The sequence below is a fragment of the Salinimicrobium catena genome, assembly GCF_900102915.1.
GTDB classification, from domain to species: Bacteria; Bacteroidota; Bacteroidia; order Flavobacteriales; family Flavobacteriaceae; genus Salinimicrobium; species Salinimicrobium catena.
On the sequence record NZ_FNGG01000015.1, the window covers coordinates 1 to 16,437 of the forward strand.

Annotated in this window: 15 protein-coding genes; 10 read left to right on the forward strand and 5 right to left on the reverse strand. The window is 45.4% G+C overall.

Annotation, left to right across the window (positions count from 1 at the left end):
• The coding region (locus tag BLS64_RS14445) for an integrase core domain-containing protein (protein WP_143019343.1) at nucleotides 1–251 on the forward strand (251 nt) is incomplete at its 5' end.
• Between the two features lie 83 nt (nucleotides 252–334).
• Here the strand turns inward: BLS64_RS14445 and BLS64_RS14450 are convergent.
• Nucleotides 335–2,968 carry a valine--tRNA ligase gene (locus tag BLS64_RS14450; protein WP_093114449.1) on the reverse strand — a complete coding sequence of 878 codons (2,634 nt, stop codon included), beginning with the start codon at nucleotides 2,966–2,968 and terminating at the stop codon, nucleotides 335–337.
• A 139-nt stretch (nucleotides 2,969–3,107) separates the two neighbouring features.
• Here BLS64_RS14450 and BLS64_RS14455 point away from each other — a divergent pair, with 139 nt between their 5' ends.
• Nucleotides 3,108–3,488: a DUF1573 domain-containing protein gene (locus BLS64_RS14455; protein ID WP_093114450.1), complete on the forward strand. Its 381-nt coding sequence runs from the start codon at nucleotides 3,108–3,110 to the stop codon at nucleotides 3,486–3,488.
• 51 nt (nucleotides 3,489–3,539) lie between these two features.
• Here BLS64_RS14455 and BLS64_RS14460 read toward each other — a convergent pair whose 3' ends face one another.
• Nucleotides 3,540–4,859, reverse strand: coding sequence for an aspartyl protease family protein (locus tag BLS64_RS14460; RefSeq protein ID WP_093114451.1), 1,320 nt, complete (start codon nucleotides 4,857–4,859; stop codon nucleotides 3,540–3,542).
• 89 nt (nucleotides 4,860–4,948) lie between these two features.
• Between BLS64_RS14460 and BLS64_RS14465 the strand changes: the two genes are divergently transcribed.
• Together BLS64_RS14465 and murB are read left to right on the forward strand one after the other, a co-directional pair.
• Nucleotides 4,949–6,139, forward strand: a complete 1,191-nt coding sequence (locus BLS64_RS14465; protein WP_093114452.1) for a pyridoxal phosphate-dependent aminotransferase — start codon at nucleotides 4,949–4,951, stop codon at nucleotides 6,137–6,139.
• Nucleotides 6,139–7,152, forward strand: a complete 1,014-nt coding sequence (gene murB / locus BLS64_RS14470) for a UDP-N-acetylmuramate dehydrogenase (protein WP_093114453.1) — start codon at nucleotides 6,139–6,141, stop codon at nucleotides 7,150–7,152. Before BLS64_RS14465 ends, murB begins: the two co-directional genes overlap by 1 nt.
• 59 nt (nucleotides 7,153–7,211) lie before the next feature.
• Here murB and BLS64_RS14475 read toward each other — a convergent pair whose 3' ends face one another.
• On the reverse strand, nucleotides 7,212–7,820 hold the full coding sequence (locus BLS64_RS14475; RefSeq protein WP_176763486.1) for a fasciclin domain-containing protein: 609 nt from the start codon (nucleotides 7,818–7,820) through the stop codon (nucleotides 7,212–7,214).
• 163 nt (nucleotides 7,821–7,983) lie between these two features.
• Here BLS64_RS14475 and BLS64_RS14480 point away from each other — a divergent pair, with 163 nt between their 5' ends.
• The 6 genes from BLS64_RS14480 (at nucleotide 7,984) to BLS64_RS14505 (ending at nucleotide 14,911) form a co-directional block, all read left to right on the forward strand.
• A complete protein-coding gene (locus BLS64_RS14480) occupies nucleotides 7,984–8,190 on the forward strand; it encodes a membrane or secreted protein (RefSeq protein WP_093114455.1) in 207 nt (68 codons plus the stop codon).
• A 12-nt stretch (nucleotides 8,191–8,202) separates the two neighbouring features.
• Entirely contained in the window at nucleotides 8,203–9,303 is a 1,101-nt protein-coding gene (locus tag BLS64_RS14485; protein WP_176763487.1) for a glycosyltransferase, read from the forward strand.
• Nucleotides 9,294–9,869, forward strand: a complete 576-nt coding sequence (locus BLS64_RS14490; protein ID WP_093114457.1) for an RNA polymerase sigma factor — start codon at nucleotides 9,294–9,296, stop codon at nucleotides 9,867–9,869. The genes BLS64_RS14485 and BLS64_RS14490 overlap by 10 nt, the downstream gene beginning before the upstream one ends.
• Before the next feature lie 875 nt (nucleotides 9,870–10,744).
• Nucleotides 10,745–11,614, forward strand: coding sequence for a lipoyl synthase (gene lipA / locus BLS64_RS14495; protein WP_093114458.1), 870 nt, complete (start codon nucleotides 10,745–10,747; stop codon nucleotides 11,612–11,614).
• Between the two features lie 26 nt (nucleotides 11,615–11,640).
• Nucleotides 11,641–12,648, forward strand: a complete 1,008-nt coding sequence (gap, locus tag BLS64_RS14500; RefSeq protein WP_093114462.1) for a type I glyceraldehyde-3-phosphate dehydrogenase — start codon at nucleotides 11,641–11,643, stop codon at nucleotides 12,646–12,648.
• A gap of 31 nt (nucleotides 12,649–12,679) precedes the next feature.
• Nucleotides 12,680–14,911, forward strand: coding sequence for a response regulator (locus tag BLS64_RS14505; RefSeq protein WP_093114459.1), 2,232 nt, complete (start codon nucleotides 12,680–12,682; stop codon nucleotides 14,909–14,911).
• Nucleotides 14,912–15,006: 95 nt separating this feature from the next.
• On the opposite strand, the gene lpxK is transcribed toward BLS64_RS14505, so the two are convergent.
• Entirely contained in the window at nucleotides 15,007–16,017 is a 1,011-nt protein-coding gene (gene lpxK / locus BLS64_RS14510) for a tetraacyldisaccharide 4'-kinase (RefSeq protein WP_093114460.1), read from the reverse strand.
• 140 nt (nucleotides 16,018–16,157) lie between these two features.
• On the reverse strand, nucleotides 16,158–16,437 hold a 280-nt coding region (locus BLS64_RS14515; protein ID WP_143019344.1), incomplete at its 5' end, for an integrase core domain-containing protein.

Below are 16,437 nucleotides of genomic sequence, written 5' to 3' on the forward strand. Positions count from 1 at the left end.
GAGGATTATTACGAAATAGTATGTGTGATAATGTGTATGAAAATCCACATGCAGAAAGGATCAATGGGACCATAAAAAATAGCTACCTGAAAGGCTATAATCCCATTGATTTTAATAGTCTAAATAGAAAATTAAGTAAGGCTGTCTATATGTATAACCATGAAAAACCTCATAGCTCTATAAATCATTTTACTCCGGTAGAATATGAAGGTAAAAAGAAAAAAGAATTAATAACTTTAAACTTCCATTAAATAGGATTCATAATCAACTTCGAAAATGGTCAACCCTATTTAGGACTCCACATTATTCCACTTTGAACTTTAAACTTTGAACCTTAAACCTCCAGCGCCTTCAAACTAGCCTCGATCGCTTCGATCTTAGCCTCGGCATCCTGTTTCTTCTGCTGTTCGATCTCTACCACTTTTGCAGGAGCATTGTTCACGAAACGCTCATTGGAAAGCTTCTTTTCGACAGATTTCAGGAAACCGCGGGTATAATTAAGTTCCTCCTCAAGTTTGGCCTTTTCAGCATCCAAATCTACAGCCCCGGCCATAGGAATGAAGTAATCATTTGATCTCACCCTGAAGGACAATGCGCCCTTCACCTGCTGTTCCACATATTCAAGATCGGAAATATTTCCCATTTTTCGGATGACCGGATCAAAGGTCTGCGGAAGGTTCTCGTTATTGAGCACCTGTAATTGAAGCTGCTCTTTATGGGCGATATTCTTTTCTTTTCTAATGCTCCTGATCCCGGAAATCACTTCAGCAGCCACGGCAAATTCTGAAATAACTTTTTCATCAAAATCGGTCATTTTTGGCCAGGAAGAAACGATCAAAGCCTCTTCTTCAGAACGTTCTTTTATCGCCTGCCAGATCTCTTCAGAAACAAAAGGCACAAAAGGATGCAGGATCTTCAGGTTATCTTCAAGGATCGCGATCACTTCATTGTAGGTTTTCTCATCCATGGCTTCCCCAAACGGAGGCTTCACCATTTCCAGCAACCAGGAACAGTAATCATCCCAAACCAATTTGTATGTAGCCATTAGAGCATCGCTCATGCGGTACTTCTTATAGTGATCCTCGATCTCCCTCAGCGTTTTTTGAAATCTCGCTTTGTACCATTCCAGTGCTATCCTGGAAGATTCAGGTTGCTCTTTTTCCGAAGAAACTTCCCAGGATTTAACCAGTTTAAAAGAGTTCCAGATCTTGTTCACAAAAGAACTTCCCTGCTTACAGAGATCTTCTTCGAACATGAGGTCGTTCCCGGCAGGAGAACTCAACAGCATTCCTACCCTCACCCCGTCGGCACCGTAATTCTGAATAAGCTCAAGAGGATCGGGTGAATTTCCAAGGGATTTGGACATCTTCCTGCGCTGTTTATCCCGAACAATTCCGGTCAAATAAACATTATTGAAAGGTTTTTTGCCCCTGTACTCATAGCCGGCAATGATCATTCTTGCCACCCAGAAGAAAAGGATCTCGGGCGCTGTCACCAGGTCATTGGTAGGATAATAGTAATTGATCTCCTTATTATCGGGCTCCAGAATACCGTTAAAGACACTTATCGGCCACAACCAGGAGGAGAACCAGGTATCAAGGGCGTCCTTGTCCTGAGTAAGTGATTCAGCGGTAAGATCTGCATTACCGGTCTTTTCTTTAGCTTTTTGAAGGGCCTCTTCTTTGGTTTCGGCAACAACAAAATCCTCTTTTCCATCGCCAAAATAGAAAGCGGGGATCTGGTGTCCCCAGATAAGCTGGCGGCTAATGTTCCAGTCCCGAACATTTTCCATCCAGTGACGGTAGGTGTTGATGAATTTTTCAGGCACCAGGTTCACTTCCTTCTGCAGTACAGCATCAAGGGCAGGTTGGGCAAGTTCTTTCATCTTAAGGAACCACTGATCACTCAGCTTTGGCTCAATTACCGCCCCGGTTCGCTCACTGGTTCCTACTTTATTCAGGTGATCTTCGGTCTTTACGAGGATCCCCTTCTCTTTAAGTTCTTTTACTATGGCCTTCCTGGCCTCGAAGCGATCCATGCCCTCATAATTCATTCCGAAGGAATTAAGAGTAGCATCATCATTAAAAATGTCGATCACTTCCAGATTGTGCTTATCACCCAACACCTTATCATTCTCATCATGGGCCGGGGTCACTTTAAGACATCCAGTTCCAAATTCCATGTCCACGTACTCATCTTCAATGATTGGCACCACGCGGTCACACAATGGCACAATGGCTTTTTTCCCTTTCAAATGGGAAAAACGCTCATCGTTAGGATTGATACAAATTCCTGTATCCCCGAGTATGGTTTCAGGACGGGTGGTGGCTATGGTAAGTATCTCATCGCTGCCTTCGATATTATATTCCAGGTAGTACAGATGTCCCTGGCGTTCCTGGTACACCACTTCCTCATCAGAAAGCGTGGTCTTTGCCTGCGGATCCCAGTTCACCATGCGGTAACCCCTGTAGATATGACCTTTATTATAGAGATCAACGAAGACCCTGGTCACCGAAGCTGACATGTCCTCATCCATGGTGAATTTGGTACGCTCCCAGTCACAGGAAGCTCCCAGTTTTTTAAGCTGCTCCAAAATTATACCGCCGTGTTTGTGGGTCCATTCCCAGGCGTGCTCCAGGAACTCCTCCCTTGAAAGGTCATTTTTGTCTATGCCTTCTGCCTTCAATTTGGCCACCACCTTGGCTTCTGTAGCGATAGAAGCATGATCTGTACCCGGCACCCAACAGGCGTTGTAGCCTTTAAGGCGAGCCCTGCGTATCAAAACATCCTGGATGGTGTTGTTCAGCATGTGCCCCATATGAAGTACGCCTGTCACGTTTGGCGGAGGAATGACGATGGTGTAAGGTTCCCTTTCATCAACTTCGGAATGGAAATAATTGTTTTCCATCCAGTATTTATACCATTTCTCCTCCACTTCGTGGGCTATGTATTTTGATGCTACAGACATACTTTGGTGCGGTTTTTGGAATATCAGGCAAAAGTAATTATAACTTCAGGATTATAAAAGGTAATGAAATGGAAAACATTTTTTTTACCTTTTATGACGTAGATATCTTATATTTACAATTCTGTTAAAACCAAAAACTATGAAAAAATTAGTAGCGATCGCTGTTTTCATTTTTGCCGGCTTTGCTGTACAAGCACAGGATGCGGCTAAAATTGAATTCAAGTCAGACGTAATTGACTATGGCGAAATAGAAAAAGGAAGTGATGGGATTCGCGTTTTTGAGTTCACCAATACAGGAAAAGCTCCTTTAGTGATCACCGATGTCACCTCAAGCTGCGGATGTACGATCCCCGAGAAACCTGAGGCACCGATAGCACCCGGAGAGACCGGGCAGATCACGGTGAAATATGACACCAATCGGGTAGGCCCTATCCGGAAATCCATAATGGTCTACTCCAACGCCGAATCAGCAACAACCAAGCTCACCATTAAAGGAAAGGTCCTTGAACCGAAGAGCTAAGGACCAAGAAACAAAGATACCGGATCCCCTCATTTTTGAGGGGATCTTTTTTTACAATACCTTTTTAAGCCGGAATTCGAATTTCAGGTTAGAGATTCCCCTGTTAACTTCCAGCCTGATCAATTTGCCTTCTTCAGAAGCAAAAAGTGAAACGATATCTTCCAGGTCATATCTAAAAACGTCACGCCCGTTGATCTTCACCAGTTCATCTCCTGCCTGCAAACCCGCTTCATAAGCCGGAGAATCCTTGCGGACACTTACTATTTTAAAAGCAGGTTTTAATTCGAATTTTTTACGGGTCTGGAGACCGGTCTCGAATATAATTTCATTGTCGTCCCGTGCGCTTTCCGGCCTGGAAACATTCACATAAGATTCCACGATCATAAAACCGCTATGTTCGAGGGTGATGCCGCTCATGTCGTAATTAAAAGGATCATTGAAAAACCTGTTTTTTCGCAGGTAGATCTTTTGATGGTCATAGTCAAAGATCACATTAAATCTTTTGAGCACCTCCCCTCCTATGCTGCCGTTCCTTTCGGCAAAAAGCTTCAACCCCTGCACAGAGACGCTGTCAGGAAAGGCGGCGGTGACATCCCGGAGCCTGTGGTCACCCAGTTCCAGGTAACCTATTCTGCTGCGTTTCCCGGTGACGTCACCCAGCAGCCCAAGACCCAGAAAATCATCAAACGAATTTTCAGGAACCTTTATATCTGCATTCTCGTTGAAGAGCCACACAGCATCGCCCAGGCCGTTATCTATCAGCAGAGTTACAGGCACCACCTTTCCTTCTATTTCCACATTGGCCCTTATGTAGGGTTTATTCTGAAAGAAGCGTATGGTCATTTCATTGTACCGGGACAATTTTTTACTGAAGCGATCGGGATCATGCAGCCTCAGGAATTTTCGGGAATAATTGATCTCCACCACGAAATCCTTGAAAAAGTCATAGCCAATGATCCCATGCACCGGAATGCCCAGCCGCGGCGAGAAATTCACATCGGCATCATAGATCAGAAATAAGGTGAGGTCCTTACAGCTCACTTTACCTAATCTTAACTCATTATCCACAGAACGATAGGCTTCGATCAACTCCTCCCCTCCCAGACCGCGAAGATTGATCTTTTCAGCATTTTTCAGTTCCAGGGAATCCCCCTCCTCAATATTTAGAAGCACAGAAGTATTGACTCCGGTGTCGAGCAAGAAGGAAAGTTCAACGCCATTCAGTTCCACCGGCAGGATGATCAAATTGTTCACAAGCTCAAATTTCACTTTAGTCGATCTCCTGTTCTTATCGATCAAAAAGCCCTCCTGGCAATATCCCGAAATGACACTGCTTAAAAAGAACAGGATAAGGAGGCTATTTTTCAGCATAACAGCAGATTGACCACAGATAAAAATTACGAAAAATAAGCATGTGTAATGTAATATTTTCGCAACTTTGTAAGCCAAAAATCAGCATCATGCCAAGTATTTCAAACAAAGGGCAGGCAATGCCCGAATCACCGATAAGAAAATTAGTTCCCTACGCCGAAGCAGCCATTAAAAAAGGCCGCAATATATATCAGCTCAACATTGGGCAGCCCGATATCAAGACTCCGGCGAAAGCGCTTGCCGCCGTTAAGGACAACGCTATTGAAGTGCTTTCCTACAGCCACTCGGCAGGTTTTGAAAGCTACAGGAACAAACTTTCCCAATATTACCGCAACCACAACATAGATGTAGCTCCAGACGAGCTCATCATCACCACAGGAGGTTCTGAAGCCTTACTTTTCACCATGGGAAGCATTTGCGATGCAGGTGACGAAGTGATCATTCCTGAGCCATTTTACGCGAACTACAATGGCTTCGCCACCTCTTCGGGAGTGAAAGTGGTGCCGGTAAAATCCAAAATAGAAGAAGGTTTCGCCCTTCCTCCAATTTCAGAATTTGAAAAACTTATCACAGAGAAGACCAAAGCTATTCTCATCTGCAACCCCGGAAACCCAACCGGATACCTCTACACCAAAGAAGAGATAGACCAGTTAGCCGAAATAGTGAAAAAACACGACCTGTTCATCGTGGCCGATGAAGTTTACCGCGAATTCGCCTATGACGGAGCAAAACATTACTCTATCATGAGCGTACCGGGAATCGAACAAAATGCTATTATGATCGACTCTGTTTCCAAGCGTTATTCCATGTGCGGCGCGAGGATAGGCTGTATGGCTTCCAAGAACAAGGAGGTGATGAGCACCGCAATGAAGTTCGCGCAGGCAAGGCTTAGTCCTCCAACCTTTGCCCAGATAGCCAGTGAAGCCGCTTTGGACACTCCGCAGGATTATTTTGAAGAAGTGATCCAAGAGTATACATCTAGAAGAAACCTGTTGGTTGAAGGTCTTGAGCAGATCCCGGGGGTAAAAGTGGCCAAACCCAAAGGCGCTTTTTACTGCATCGCAGAACTGCCGGTAAAAGATGCCGAAGATTTCGCGAAATGGTTGCTGGAAAGCTTCGAACTGAACAATGAGACCGTTATGGTAGCGCCGGCAGCAGGGTTCTATTCCACTCCAAATACCGGATTGAACCAGGTGCGCATCGCTTATGTTCTGAAAAAAGAAAATCTTGAAAAGGCCCTTGAAATCCTAAAAGCCGCGCTAAAGGAATATAAAGGCTAATGAAGACCTCCACGAACAAATCTCTTAAGAACTACAACACCTTCGGGATCGATGTGAAGGCCCGGAAGTTCGTTTCGGTGGAAAGCGTTGAGGAACTTAGAGTTCTTCTGAAGAATTCCTATGCTTCGGAACTTTTCATCCTTGGCGGCGGCAGCAACATGCTGCTCACAAAAGACGTGGAGAAGACCGTGGTACACATCAACCTGAAAGGGATAAAAATCATCGAGAAGACCGATGAAGAGGTACTGGTAGAGGCCATGGCCGGTGAGAACTGGCACCAATTCGTGCTTTTCTGCATAGACAACGGTTTTGGAGGCCTTGAAAACCTTTCCCTCATCCCGGGAAATGTTGGCACGGCACCCATTCAGAACATTGGGGCGTACGGTGTGGAAATAAAGGACACTTTTGAGAAATGCACCGCATTAGACGTGCAGACCCTTGAAATAAAGACCTTCAACCTGGCCGACTGTGAATTCGGGTATAGAGATTCCATTTTCAAAAATGCGGTAAAGGGGAAATATATCATCACCTCGGTAACCTTCAGGCTCACGCGGAAGGATCACCGTCTTAACACAGCTTACGGGTCCATAGATTCATTTTTAGAGGAAAAAGAGATCACCGAGCCGGGCATTAAAGATGTTTCCGATGCCGTGATCAGTATAAGGCGATCAAAACTCCCAGATCCCAAGAAGATCGGCAACAGCGGCAGCTTTTTTAAGAATCCGGTGATCACCAAAGAAAAACACCGCGAACTTCAGGAAATATATCCAGAAATGCCCTTCTACGAGATCGATGAAGATCACGTAAAAATTCCGGCGGGCTGGCTAATAGACCATGCCGGTCTAAAAGGGTATCGCACCGGTGATGCCGGGGTTCACAGCAAACAGGCGCTGGTACTGGTCAATTACGGCAATGCCTCGGGAGAAGAGATCCTTCGGCTTTCAAAAATGGTTCAGGAAAGGGTTTTTGACCTCTTCGGAATCCTACTACAACCCGAAGTAAATATTTTCTAGAAAATAAAGCTGCTCAAAAAACGTATTTTGAGCAGCTCTTTTTTACTTTAAATTTTCTTCTATTTTTCAGCAGTGATCTCCACTTCAAGATCTGAAGGCAGCAATACCTTGTCTATTATGTGGATCACTCCCTGTTCCGATGTTGAAGAACTTGTAATGTTCGCTTTATCACCGGTCGCTCCTTCAAGAACAAGTTTGTCTCCCTCGAGCCTAACAGTGAGCTCTTCACCAGCCAGGGTCTTGAGCTTATAGGTGCCGTTGGCATTCTGCACTTCCTGCCTTAGTTGCTCGGCAGTCATTTCACCTTTTACAATGTGATATTGCACTATAGCGTCATTATTGACCTGCAGCACCTCCTGTCCCTGATCCCGGTACAACGTACTGTACGCGTTATTATCGGGAGCAAAAATGGTAAAAGGCCCCTGTTCATCGTTCATTTCTTCCCCAAGGTTCCAGGCGTTAAGACCGGTCGCGAAAGTACTCAGCTCAGGATCGCTTTCCACCTGCACCACAATGCCGTCATCTCTCCGCACTTCTTCCAGGTCTTCCTCAAAAGCTTCTGCCTGTTCTTCGGGTTCGATCTCTTCTACTTCCCGCTCTTTATCCTTACAGGACATGAGGGTAAACATGCTTAGCATGACCAGGAAAATCAAATTTCTCCATTTCATAACATTCTGTTTTTGTTGGTTGACTATCAATATATTAAAAACCTGCATGAAAAAACAATCCTTTATTTTAAACCTTCGTTAAAGGCTTGGAAGCGGGGAATATTTTTTACCGTAACCTTCATATCCTGTGCATTAATTCTTATTTTTGCATAAAATTTTCAGCATGAAACTTTTATTGATAACCGTAGTATTATTAGCCCTTGCAGTAGCAGGCATCGCGATCAAGATCTGGGGAAAGAAAGATGGAAAATTCAGCGGTACCTGTGCCAGCCAGAGCCCTTTTTTGAATAAGGAGGGAGAGGCCTGTAGTTTCTGCGGAAAAATGCCCGATGAAGCCAAAGATTGTGACCAAACCCAACCGGTAAAATAAGCCTTTTCTTTGATGCTCCCCATATTCATTGCCTTCGCAGCGATAGGCCTAATCAACCTGTGTTATTACCTGGGCTTTTTTAGGTTCGCTTTTTCTACTCCCGAAGTTACTTCGGAAAAAGATTCGCTTCCGGTTACGGTCATAATCTGCGCGAAGAATGAAGCCGAAAACCTGCGGAATTTCCTGCCGCTGATCCTTTCCCAGGACCACCCCGATTTTGAAGTGGTGGTGATCAACGACGCCTCGGGTGATGAAACCCTGGAGGTGATCGAAGAATTTCAGCAAAAAGATGCGCGGGTCAGGGTGGTGAACGTGAAGAACAACGAAGCCTTCTGGGCCAATAAAAAGTACGCCCTTACCCTGGGGATCAAAAAAGCTAAAAATCCGTATCTTCTTTTCACCGATGCCGACTGCCGCCCGGAATCTGACCGGTGGCTGACCAACATGAGTTCCCAATTCACCGCTCAAAAAAGCATCGTATTAGGCTATGGCGGCTATTTCGTTGAAAACAGATCCCTGTTGAACAAGCTGATAAGATTTGAAACCCTTTTTACGGCTATTCAATATTTCTCGTACGCCAACTGGGGATTGCCATATATGGGTGTTGGCCGAAACCTCGCCTACACTTCAGACGAATTCTATAAACAAAACGGTTTCGCGAGCCACCTGCATGTTAGGTCGGGAGACGATGACCTTTTCGTGAACCAAGCCGCGACATCAGCAAATACAGCTTTGTGTCTGTCGCCACAGGGCATCACCCGCAGTATTCCGAAGAAAGATCTGCGATCGTGGATAGAACAAAAACGCAGGCATGTATCAGTTGCGGGACATTACAAGAAAAGACACCGCTTCCTGCTGGGGTTGTTCTATACCACACAATTGTTATTCTGGATATTATTCTTCGTGCTTATGTTCAGTTCTTTCTGGCAGCTTGCTTTGGCACTGCTGGCAGTAAGGTTCATCGTGCAGGGAATGGTATTCTACAATTCTGGGAAAAAATTCGGAGAAACCGATGTTTTTTGGCTGTTTCCGTTCCTGGAACTGTTTTTAATCTGGGTTCAATTGGGTATATTTATTGCTAATCTAATTGCAAAACCTACCCATTGGAAATAGATCAGGATCCACTTCAGCAACAAATAGCAAAGGCAAAAAAAGGAAGACAGGCAGCCTTTAATTATTTACTGGACCGTTTTTGGAACGAGGTGTACGGTTTTCAGCTAAAACGCACCCAGAACGAATATGATGCCGAAGATATTACCATACAGACCTTTTCCAGGGCATTTGACAAGATCGACACCTACGACCCAACTTACACTTTCAAAACCTGGCTGTTCACTATTTCCAAGAACATTCATGTAGATCTCATCCGCAAGAAAAAAGCTTCCATCAGGTCCCGCACAACAGACGAGGAAGATGACAAGGTGCACAAGATCGCCGATGACACCCCCACCATTGAAGACACCCTCATCACCGAGCAGAACCTGGCGCAGCTGCTGCGGGATATCAAAAAATTGAAACCCCATTACCAGGAAGTGATCAATCTGCGTTATTTTCAGGAAATGAGCTATAAGGAGATCTCTGCCGCCCTGCAGGAACCCATGAACAATGTGAAGGTGAAACTGTTGCGGGCAAAAAAGCTCCTGGCAGAGGTGATCGAAAACCGGAAGACTCGAAGTTAGAAGTCAGAAGTTAGAAGTTGGAATTTGACCCTCCTTTACTAAAGATTCGGTGGGTAGATTACTAATACCTGAAATTTAAAATTTTCGCCACGAATTCACGAATAGTTTTAGAAATTCCTAATACCTGTGAGAAGTGAAATTTCACACTGAGCCAGCGACCGAAGAGAGCGACGGTCGAAGTGGTTAAGGGTTCATATTCATCATATTTTCCGGGCACAAGCCATGCCTTTAACTGCGTTTCTAATATCTCTGAAATTTGAAGTTAAGCCACGAATTCACTAATATTTTTTGACCCTTCTCTGAAGTCGGACTTTGGAAGCTGGAGGTTAGAGGTTAGCTTCCTTCGCTAATTCTTTGGCGGGTAATTTCTGATATCTGGAATTGGTAGTTTTTCGCCACGAATTCACGAACATTTCAAGAAATTGCTCAGAACCTTGATTGAAAGTGAAATGTCACACTGAGCCAGCGACCGAAGGGAGCGACGGTCGAAGTGGTTAAGAGCTCATATCATCATATTTTTCCGGACACCAGCCATTCCTTTAACTGCGTTTATTATATTTCTTGGGCCACGAATTCCCTAATAATTTTTAACCCGTCTCGGAAGTCGGACTTTGGAAGCTGGAGGTTAGATGTTAGCTTCCTTCGCTAAATCTCTGGTGAGTAAATTTTTGATACCTGGAATTGGAAGGTTTTTCGCCGCGAAATCACGAATACATTTTAACCCATTTCTCCCTTGACCGGTTTGACCTTATCTTTTGGAGCATGACCCTGGAGAAATAATTTCTGGCAACAGGCAACTTGCAACCGGCACAACCGGCAACAGGTACCAGTTATCCGTTATGCGATTCAGGGATTTATTGTATCTTTGCGGCCATATGGAAACACAAGAAATCTCTACCCAAAGAACCCCTAAACCCAAGTGGTTACGGGTAAAACTCCCCACCGGTAAAAAGTATACCGAGTTGCGCGGGGTGGTAGACAAATATAACCTTCACACCATCTGTACTTCCGGAAGCTGCCCTAACATGGGAGAATGCTGGGGAGAAGGTACGGCGACTTTTATGATCCTGGGGAATATTTGCACACGTTCCTGCGGATTCTGTGGAGTGAAGACAGGAAGACCCGAAACCGTGGACTGGGATGAGCCTGAAAAAGTAGCTCGCTCCATCAAGCTTATGAAGATCAAGCACGCGGTGATCACCAGTGTTGATCGTGACGACCTCAAGGATATGGGATCCATCATCTGGGCCGAAACCGTTAAGGCTATCCGCAGAATGAGTCCTGAAACCACTCTTGAGACCCTTATCCCGGATTTCCAGGGAGTAGAAAGGAACATCAACCGCATCATTGAAGCCAATCCAGAGATCGTTTCCCACAACATGGAAACAGTAAGACGGCTTACCCGCGAAGTGAGGATACAGGCGAAATACGACCGAAGCCTCGCCGTTCTCAAATATCTGAAAGAACAAGGGATCAACAGGACCAAATCTGGGATCATGCTCGGATTGGGCGAAAAGGAAGAAGAAGTCATTCAAACCCTGAAGGACCTAAAGGAAGCCAAGCTTGATGTGGTGACCATAGGTCAATACCTGCAGCCAAGCAAGCAGCACCTTCCGGTGAAAGAATTCATCACTCCGGAGCAGTTCAAGAAATATGAGACCATAGGTCTTGAGCTCGGTTTTCGTCATGTAGAAAGCGGCGCCCTGGTAAGATCTTCTTATAAAGCCTGGAAACACCTTACTTAATGCCTCAGCTAGCCCCTACACACAGCATGAAGCAAAAGATACGTATAGGCATCAACGGCTTCGGTCGTATTGGCAGAAACCTTTTCAGGCTGCTGCTAGACCATCCGCAGATCGAGGTTGTGGCCATAAACGACCTTGCCCCTGCCGCTACCCTGGCACACTTGCTAAAATATGACAGCATTCACGGAGTGCTGAAAAAGGATGTTTCCGCAGAAGGTTCGGCGATCATTGTCGACGGCCTAAGATTTCCGGTGATCAATGAGCGGGAACCGAAAAACATCAGGTGGGATCCATTTGAAACAGAACTGGTGGTAGAAAGCACCGGAAAGTTCAAAACCCGTCAATCGCTGGAACCCCACTTGGGCAGCTGCGTGCAAAAGGTGATCCTCTCGGTTCCTCCTCAGGATGACTCGATCAAAATGGTGGTTCTTGGGGTAAATGAAAATATTCTGGACGGGAGTGAAGACATTATATCGAACGCTTCGTGCACCACGAATAACGCGGCGCCATTGCTTAAGATCCTCAATGACCTGTGCGGGGTGAACAACGCCTACATTACCACCGTCCACTCCTACACTACAGATCAAAGCCTGCATGATCAGCCTCACCAGGACCTGCGCCGGGCACGGGCAGCAGCCCAATCCATCGTACCCACCACAACGGGTGCGGCTAAGGCTCTTACCAGGGTCTTTCCCGAGCTTAGCGATGTAATTGGCGGATGCGGCATCAGGGTTCCCGTACCTAACGGCTCCCTAACCGATATGACCCTGCATGTAAAAAGAGACACAACTGCAGAAGAGATCAACTCGGCCTTTAAAAAGGCAGCGGAAACAGATTTTTCCAGATATCTCGAATACACCGAAGATCCTATCGTTTCTATTGATATTAACGGGAATACACACTCCTGCGTTTTTGACGCGCAAATGACCTCGGTAGTGGGCGGAAACCTGGTAAAAGTGATCGGGTGGTATGACAATGAGATTGGCTATTCCAGCCGACTTATTGATTTAATTTCCCTTGTTAGCAATAAATAATTATATTTAGCCACAGTTAGCTACGTCCCCAATGAATAAATTCATAATATGCGTAGTGGCCCTGCTTCTTTTTTCTTTTTCCTACGCAAATCAGGAAAAGACCTTACAGGAAAGAGAGGAGATAACCGCCACCATCGAACAGTTACTAAGTGATGCTGAGGAATCGATCAACAGCGTTGATTTTGACATGGCCCTGCAGCAGCTCAATACCGCACTCGAACTTTCCCGCTCCATAGACCATCCACGCCTCACTGCCCTTTCCAGCAGCATCATGTCGCAGTTGTATTACGTACGGCACGAGTATGACAAGGCAGCGACCGAGCTGCAACGAGCCATTTCCATTCAGCGGCGCATACAGGATGAGGAAGGCCTGGCCCCCAGTTATGTGAGCTACGGAAAGATCTTTATTCAAAAAAAGAATCCGGAGCGTGCCAGTGAGTATCTCAATCTTGCTGAAGGTCTTTATGAAAAACAGAACAATACCGAAGGTCTCGGCCTAATCGATCTTAACCGCGGAATCCTGCACCTGAACGTGCATCGGGAGCCGAAAAAAGCCCTGGCGTATTTTGCCAAGGCTGAAGAAAAATTGAAAGATGCCGATAACCCTTATGAAAAGGCACGCCTCTACTACTTCAGAAGCCGGGCCCACCAGCTGCTGGAAAATTACGGCATCGCGCTCGATAATGCAGAAAAAGCCTTAGCCATTTCTGAAGAAAGAGACTTTAAAAGCATGGTGCTTTACTCCCACGGCCTTATCAGTCAGTTGCTGGAGTCTACAGGAAAATTCCGGGAGTCTCTGGAGCACCTTCAGGCAAGCGCCACGCTGAAAGATTCCCTTTACAACCTTAGTGTGAAGGCCATCGCACTCGACGCCAACGCCCGTTACGGGGTAGATGCATTGAAAAACACGCTCAACAAGCTCAGCAAGCGTAATGAGGAACAGGAAAGAACCCTTAAGGTAAATAAACTGACCACTATTCTTAGTGTGGCGCTTATCACCATCCTTTCCCTGCTCACCCTTTCACTTTATAAGAACAATAATCTAAGGGCCAGGGCGAATGACCTGCTCCAGAAGAAGAATTCAGAATTGATCACCGCCAAGGAAAACGCCGAAAAAGCTTCTTTGGCCAAGGCACAGTTTCTGTCCACCATCACCCATGAACTCCGTACGCCGCTCTATGCCGTAACGGGGCTCACCCACCTGCTCCTGGAAGAAAGCCCTACAGAGAATCAGAAAGAACATCTCAATTCGCTGAAGTTTTCGGGGGAATACCTGTTATCCCTCATCAACAATATTCTTGACCTCAATAAGCTGGAGGCTAAAAAAGTGGAGATACTAGAGAGTTCCTTCAATCTTGAAAAGAGGATCTCTGATGTGCTTATCGCCCTTAAGAATTCAGCTGAAGACAAAAAGACCAAACTGCACCTGGAGTTCGACCAGGGCATTCCGCATAAATTGAAAGGTGATCCGCTGAAGATCTCCCAGATCCTCATCAATCTTATAGGGAATTCGATCAAATTCACCGAGAACGGTGACATTTGGGTGCGCGTGAAGAAACTTACCCATAAAGAGTCACGGATCCTGCTTAGGTTCGAGATCGAAGATACCGGCGAAGGGATCAGCAAGGAGAAGCAAAAGGCCATTTTCGAGAATTTTACCCAGGGCTCCCTGCAGATCAACAGGAAATTCGGGGGTACCGGTCTCGGGCTTTCGATTGTTAAGAACCTGCTAAGCCTTATGGGCAGCGAGATCCACCTGGAAAGCGAACTCGGCGAAGGCTCCCTGTTCTATTTCGACCTCAATTTCGAGGCCCTGGAAGCCGCGCCTGCAAATGCCAAGGAAACGAATAAGGAGATCCCTGATCTGTTGAGCAACGAGATCATGCACAACAAAAAGATCCTGGTGGTTGAAGACAACAAGATCAATCAAATGATCACTCGCAAGATCCTTGAAAAGCACAAAGTGATCATTGATGTGGCCGACAATGGAACCATAGCTGTGGACAAGGCCCAAAACAAGGAATTCGACCTTATCCTGATGGATATCCACATGCCGGGAATCAGCGGAATAGAAGCCACAAGGGAAATAAGGAAGTTTAATCCCACGATCCCAATAATTGCTCTTACAGCGGTGACTTTGGATGAAAATTTAGATGAATTTTACCTCAACGGGTTTACCGACATCATCCCGAAACCCTATAAAACAGAGGAGTTCTTCCAGAAGATCAACAAATACCTCAGCCAGCAGGAGGCCTCGGTCTAAAACATGGCATGCGGTTTGATGAATAGGTTATCTCAGATTATTGAAAGAAAAGATAGTTTGAATTAGCCACTATAAAAATGAGACTTTCCACGGTCTCATTTTTTTTGCGCGAAATCCAGGATCGCCTTCTCAAAGACTTTTTTGCCGTCCACTATTTGAGTGGTGATAGGCAGATAGAAAAGATCCTCTTCAGGAATGTCATTTTTAAGCCTCATGTAATCCTTTTCGGTTGTCAGCAACAAGCCCTTCGATCTTAATTCCTTAATTTCTGAAGCGGTGAAATTATGATGATCGGGAAAAGCTTTGTGATCAAACTTCAATGAATGCTGTTTAAGGTACCCGACAAGCGGCTGCGGATTAGCGATCCCGGTTACCAGCGTAAAATGCCTTTTTTGAAGTTCTTTCAGGGGAAGCACCTCCTTCCTGCCGAAGATCTCTTCACTATAGGAAATGCTGCTGAAGAAAAGCTCCTGCCCGGGCTGAAGCTTCAGGCGGGCTCTTATCTTTTGCTTTGCTTCGGAAGATATTTTCGCAGGGCATTTGGTCACAACAACCAGATCTGCCCGCTTTGCTCCCCATTTAGGTTCCCTAAGATTCCCTGCAGGCAAAACCAGGTCATCGCTATACAGGTTGCCGTAAGGCGTTAGCAGAATATAAAGGCCGGCAGTGACCTTGCGGTGCTGAAAAGCATCGTCCAGAATGATCACGTCGGGCGGAGCAGCCTGTATGAGCAGTTCCTGAATGCCGTGTTGCCGACTTTCATCTACCGCAACCATAATTTCGGGAAACTTGCTTTTGAACTGCAGGGGCTCATCCCCTGCTTCAGCAGCCGGTTCATTTCCGTTGAGCAACAGGAATCCGCTGCTGCTGCGTTTATATCCCCGGCTAAGAGTGGCCACACGATAATTATCCTTCAGCAGAGAGATAAGATATTCCACCATGGGCGACTTTCCCGTCCCGCCTACACTCAGATTCCCTACCGCAATGACCGGAACCTCATATTCTTTGGAAGAGAAAATCCCCCGGTCATACAATTCATTCCGAAGCTGCATGACTCCGCCGTACAAAAGCGAAAAAGGATAAAGAAGTTTTCGTGCTGAAGACATGCAGCGAAGTTAATGTTTTTTAGTCAGTAGTCTTTAAACGGTAGACGCTGGTTTTTAGTTTATGGTTCGTTGTTCTTGGTCATCTCGACTGTGGAGTCCTAAATAGGGTTGACCATTTTCGAAGTTGTTATTAATCCTATTTAATGGAAGTTTAAAGTTATTAATTCTTTTCTCTTTTTAACTTCATATTCTACCGGAGTAAAATGATTTATAGAGCTATGAGGTTTTTCATGGTTATACATATAGACAGCCTTACTTAATTTTCTATTTAGACTATTAAAATCAATGGGATTATAGCCTTTCAAGTAGCTATTTTTTATGGTCCCATTGATCCTTTCTGCATGTGGATTTTCATACACATTATCACACATACTATTTCGTAATAATCCTCTGGTAATGCTTAAAAATTCTTTGCTGTAG

Excerpts from the sequence above, each read along its gene's own strand:
- BLS64_RS14465 (WP_093114452.1), top strand. The coding sequence starts at position 4,949 with ATGCCAAGTATTTCAAACAAAGGGCAGGCAATGCCCGAATCACCGATA.
- BLS64_RS14505 (WP_093114459.1), top strand. The coding sequence starts at position 12,680 with ATGAATAAATTCATAATATGCGTAGTGGCCCTGCTTCTTTTTTCTTTT.
- BLS64_RS14460 (WP_093114451.1), bottom strand. The coding sequence starts at position 4,859 with ATGCTGAAAAATAGCCTCCTTATCCTGTTCTTTTTAAGCAGTGTCATT.
- murB (WP_093114453.1), top strand. The coding sequence starts at position 6,139 with ATGAAGACCTCCACGAACAAATCTCTTAAGAACTACAACACCTTCGGG.
- lpxK (WP_093114460.1), bottom strand. The coding sequence starts at position 16,017 with ATGTCTTCAGCACGAAAACTTCTTTATCCTTTTTCGCTTTTGTACGGC.
- BLS64_RS14475 (WP_176763486.1), bottom strand. The coding sequence starts at position 7,820 with ATGAAATGGAGAAATTTGATTTTCCTGGTCATGCTAAGCATGTTTACC.
- BLS64_RS14455 (WP_093114450.1), top strand. The coding sequence starts at position 3,108 with ATGAAAAAATTAGTAGCGATCGCTGTTTTCATTTTTGCCGGCTTTGCT.
- BLS64_RS14450 (WP_093114449.1), bottom strand. The coding sequence starts at position 2,968 with ATGTCTGTAGCATCAAAATACATAGCCCACGAAGTGGAGGAGAAATGG.
- lipA (WP_093114458.1), top strand. The coding sequence starts at position 10,745 with ATGGAAACACAAGAAATCTCTACCCAAAGAACCCCTAAACCCAAGTGG.
- gap (WP_093114462.1), top strand. The coding sequence starts at position 11,641 with ATGAAGCAAAAGATACGTATAGGCATCAACGGCTTCGGTCGTATTGGC.
- BLS64_RS14485 (WP_176763487.1), top strand. The coding sequence starts at position 8,203 with ATGCTCCCCATATTCATTGCCTTCGCAGCGATAGGCCTAATCAACCTG.
- BLS64_RS14480 (WP_093114455.1), top strand. The coding sequence starts at position 7,984 with ATGAAACTTTTATTGATAACCGTAGTATTATTAGCCCTTGCAGTAGCA.